This window comes from Gammaproteobacteria bacterium, assembly GCA_003696665.1.
Lineage (GTDB): Bacteria > Pseudomonadota > Gammaproteobacteria > Enterobacterales.
In genome coordinates, this window is the sequence record RFGJ01000411.1 from 1 (window position 1) to 3,351 (window position 3,351).

At 52.5% G+C, this 3,351-nt stretch carries 5 protein-coding genes; 3 read left to right on the forward strand and 2 right to left on the reverse strand.

What is annotated here, in order from left to right:
- On the forward strand, positions 1-507 hold a 507-nt coding region (locus D6694_10355; GenBank protein ID RMH40082.1), incomplete at its 5' end, for a YceI family protein.
- A gap of 97 nt (positions 508-604) precedes the next feature.
- On the opposite strand, the gene D6694_10360 is transcribed toward D6694_10355, so the two are convergent.
- Positions 605-856, reverse strand: a complete 252-nt coding sequence (locus tag D6694_10360) for a hypothetical protein (protein ID RMH40083.1) — start codon at positions 854-856, stop codon at positions 605-607.
- Positions 857-1,311: 455 nt separating this feature from the next.
- Between D6694_10360 and D6694_10365 the strand changes: the two genes are divergently transcribed.
- Complete coding sequence (locus D6694_10365) at positions 1,312-2,157, forward strand: cation transporter (protein ID RMH40086.1); 846 nt, start codon at positions 1,312-1,314, stop codon at positions 2,155-2,157.
- Positions 2,158-2,239: 82 nt separating this feature from the next.
- Positions 2,240-3,211, forward strand: coding sequence for a phosphate ABC transporter substrate-binding protein PstS family protein (pstS, locus tag D6694_10370; protein ID RMH40084.1), 972 nt, complete (start codon positions 2,240-2,242; stop codon positions 3,209-3,211).
- 55 nt (positions 3,212-3,266) lie between these two features.
- Here the strand turns inward: pstS and D6694_10375 are convergent.
- Positions 3,267-3,351: alkylphosphonate utilization protein (locus D6694_10375; GenBank protein RMH40085.1), on the reverse strand; the 85-nt coding region annotated here is incomplete at its 5' end.

The window sequence follows — 3,351 nt, forward strand, 5'->3', positions numbered from 1 at the left end:
CCCGTGCCGGCGCAATCCGCAATGCGGTTTGTTGTGCGTGTCGATGGGCAGACAGTGGCAGGACAAATCGCACAAATTTATGGTGTCTTGACCTGGCCGGACAGACATGATCGACCCAGCCACATTCGCCTGTGTGTGCCGAGTGCCAGCCTCTCCGTTGGCAGCGCTGATGGGGACCGGCTCCTGCAGGGCAGCAACTTTATGGCGGTGGATAGGTGGCCATGGATCACTTTTGATAGCCATTTGATTGTGCACAAGCAGGATCAATTCTGGGCAACAGGTCAGTTGCATATCCGGGGCGTGACTCGAGACGTCACAATTCCCTTCGTTTTTATGCCAAAAACACGACGACTCACCGCACAGTTTTCGGTGTCACGCACGGCGTTCGGTGTTGGTGAGGGCAAAGTCGAAGGCATTAGTCATATCGATGACGAGGTCAGACTTTCATTCGAGCTCGCGATGACTGAAGGTGACACCTCGGCCGAGTGTGCGGTGGCTTCCAAATGAAAGCATAAGCGGATGACGTCCGCGACACGAAGCAGCCCACCCAAACGCGAAAACGGTACCAATCCCAAACTGGTTTGACTGACATCCATACAACCTTTCAAAACCAGTTGTTTGTCCATTGACTGGTCACAAACCGGCCATAAATGGTGTGATGGATGGCCTTTGACGGTGACTGTGACCTGAGCCTGATAACAACGTTTTTGGTGATGGGCTGACACTTCCGCTCGCACGCGAATTGTGGGAAAGGTTGAAGCATCAAGCTGGTCTGGGCCAAGCAAATTGTGCCGTGTGCCCAGCCGATCGGCTTCGCTCGGCATCGGGCCTTCAAGTGAAGCCTGTTGTCGATCATGCGGGAGATCAACGCGTGCCTCGGCGACTGGGATTGCCAAGTCTGCCACGCTCCCGATAATTTTGGACGTCACCCATAGCGTTCCCTGTTTGATTGGCCACCGGATGGTATGGTGATGTCCCAGTTTCGCAAATGCCCCAGCCGGATAGGCAATGGCCAGCACATAAGAACGTGCAGGATTCACGGTCAATTTGGTGGACGGCTTGGGGACGAGGATTTTGTGAGTGTCGCTTGTTGATGGCGGTGTGACGGCGTGTTGACAGGCGCTTAGACCGATCAGCATGAAGGTCGCGATCGCGTGGCGGAGTGTGCAAAGCATGTCAGGCTTCTCTGTAGGTCGATGATGGGGTTTTTGTTAAGATACCTCAAAGCATTGGAGGAAGCACAACACAATGTCGCACGGCCATCATCACTCACATTCGCATCTTTCAGCGGATATCCCGCGTCGAGGCTTGATGCTGGGTATTGCGCTGAATGTCGCTTATGTCATTGTCGAATTTGTTGCTGGGCTATTGGTGGATTCCTTGGCGCTGATCGCCGATGCTGCGCACAACGCCTCTGATGTGCTCGGACTCTTACTCGCTCTGGTGGCAGTGATTTTGGGAGACCGTGCGGCCACACGCCATAGAACCTATGGTTTGGGGCGTGTGTCAATTATGGCGGCCTTGATCAGCGGATTGCTACTGGCATTGACCTTAGGGGCTTTGGCCTGGGAAGCGATTGGTCGATTGCAGGAACCGCAACCGCTAGATGGCCAGACAGTGTCAATGGTGGCGCTTGTGGGCGTTGGCATCAATGGGTTGACTGCTTGGCTTCTGGTCAAAGGCAGTCAGGATCTCAATATTCGCGCGGCCTTTTTACACATGATGGCCGATGCGCTGGTATCACTGGCAGTGGTAGTGGCGGGCGTGATCGTCTGGAAGACACAGTGGTGGTGGGTCGATCCGGCGTTGACACTGCTTGTCATCGTGGTGATTTTCTACGGCACATGGGATTTAATCCGAGAAGCCTTGCATCTGTCATTGGATGGTGTCCCACGAGGTGTGGATATCGACAGGCTCGAAGACGAACTTAAAACACTGCCTGAAGTGAAGGATGTACACGACCTGCATGTTTGGGCGTTGAGCACGTCGGACAATGCATTGACCGTGCATCTGGTGGTTGATGCGCTGGAGTCCGTCAATGAGTTTTTGGCGCGTGTGCAAACCTACTTAGCAGAGCGTCACGGCATACGGCATGCCACTATCCAAATTGAATATGGGCAGCGCGTTGATCATGGCCTTGATCCGAATTGCTTATGACCGAAACTGTCACACAACGGTAACATTGTTGCGAGACAATGGGCGCGTCCTAAGTTGACGCACTAAAAAGAGGAGTGACTTTATGAAATCTGTCAAGCAATTGGCGATTGCCTTAAGCGTTGCGGCCATGTCAGTGTTGCCGAGCGTCCAGGCAAAAGGTGTTGATCCAAAATTGCCGACTTATGAGAAAACATCGGGGATTAGTGGCAATATCAGTTCTGTGGGCTCAGACACGTTAGCCAACCTGATGACTTTGTGGGCAGAAGAATTCAAACGTCAATACCCGAACGTTAACATTCAAATCCAAGCCGCGGGTTCATCGACGGCACCACCGGCGCTGACCGAGGGCACATCCAATCTTGGCCCAATGAGCCGCAAGATGAAGTCAAAAGAAGTGGCAGCCTTCGAGAAAAAATATGGCTACAAGCCTACCCCGATTCCAGTGGCCATTGATGCGCTGGCCGTGTTTGTCAATAAAGACAATCCCATCAAAGGGTTGACCATTCCGCAAGTGGACGCCATTTTCTCGAAAAACCGTAAGTGCGGCTATCCGCATGACATTACGCGCTGGGGCCAGCTTGGGCTGAAAGGTGCGCTCGGCAATGCCACCATTCAATTATATGGCCGCAACTCTGTCTCGGGGACCTACGGTTACTTTAAAAAGCACGCACTGTGCAAAGGCGATTACAAGGATTCGGTCAATGAGCAGCCGGGCTCAGCTTCCGTCGTGCAGTCGGTGTCGACATCAATTAACGCCATCGGGTACTCTGGCATTGGTTACATGACGTCGGGCGTGCGTGCGGTGCCGTTGGCGAAAAAAGAAGGACAGGCGTTCGTGCCAGCGACTACAGAAAATGCCATTAAAGGCACTTACCCATTGTCGCGTTTCTTGTACATCTATGTGAACAAGAAGCCGGGCGAACCGTTGCCGCCAATCGTGCGTGAATTCCTGAAAATGGTATTGTCCAAGCAAGGTCAGGAAATTGTGGTGAAAGACGGTTACATCCCTTTGCCTGAAAAGGTCGCAGCGAAGTATCGCAAGCTGATTAAATAAAAAAAGATGGACGAGAAAAAGCCGGACGATGTCCGGCTTTTTCTTTTCTCGCCCTTCATGCTTTTTTGACAAATTCGGACTTGAGCTTCATCGCTCCAAAACCGTCGATTTTACAGTCTATGTTGTGGTCGCCATCAACG

Bases quoted from the DNA above. Each gene is read 5' to 3' on its own strand.
- pstS (RMH40084.1), top strand. From the start codon at position 2,240: ATGAAATCTGTCAAGCAATTGGCGATTGCCTTAAGCGTTGCGGCCATG.
- D6694_10365 (RMH40086.1), top strand. From the start codon at position 1,312: ATGCTGGGTATTGCGCTGAATGTCGCTTATGTCATTGTCGAATTTGTT.
- D6694_10360 (RMH40083.1), bottom strand. From the start codon at position 856: ATGATCGACAACAGGCTTCACTTGAAGGCCCGATGCCGAGCGAAGCCG.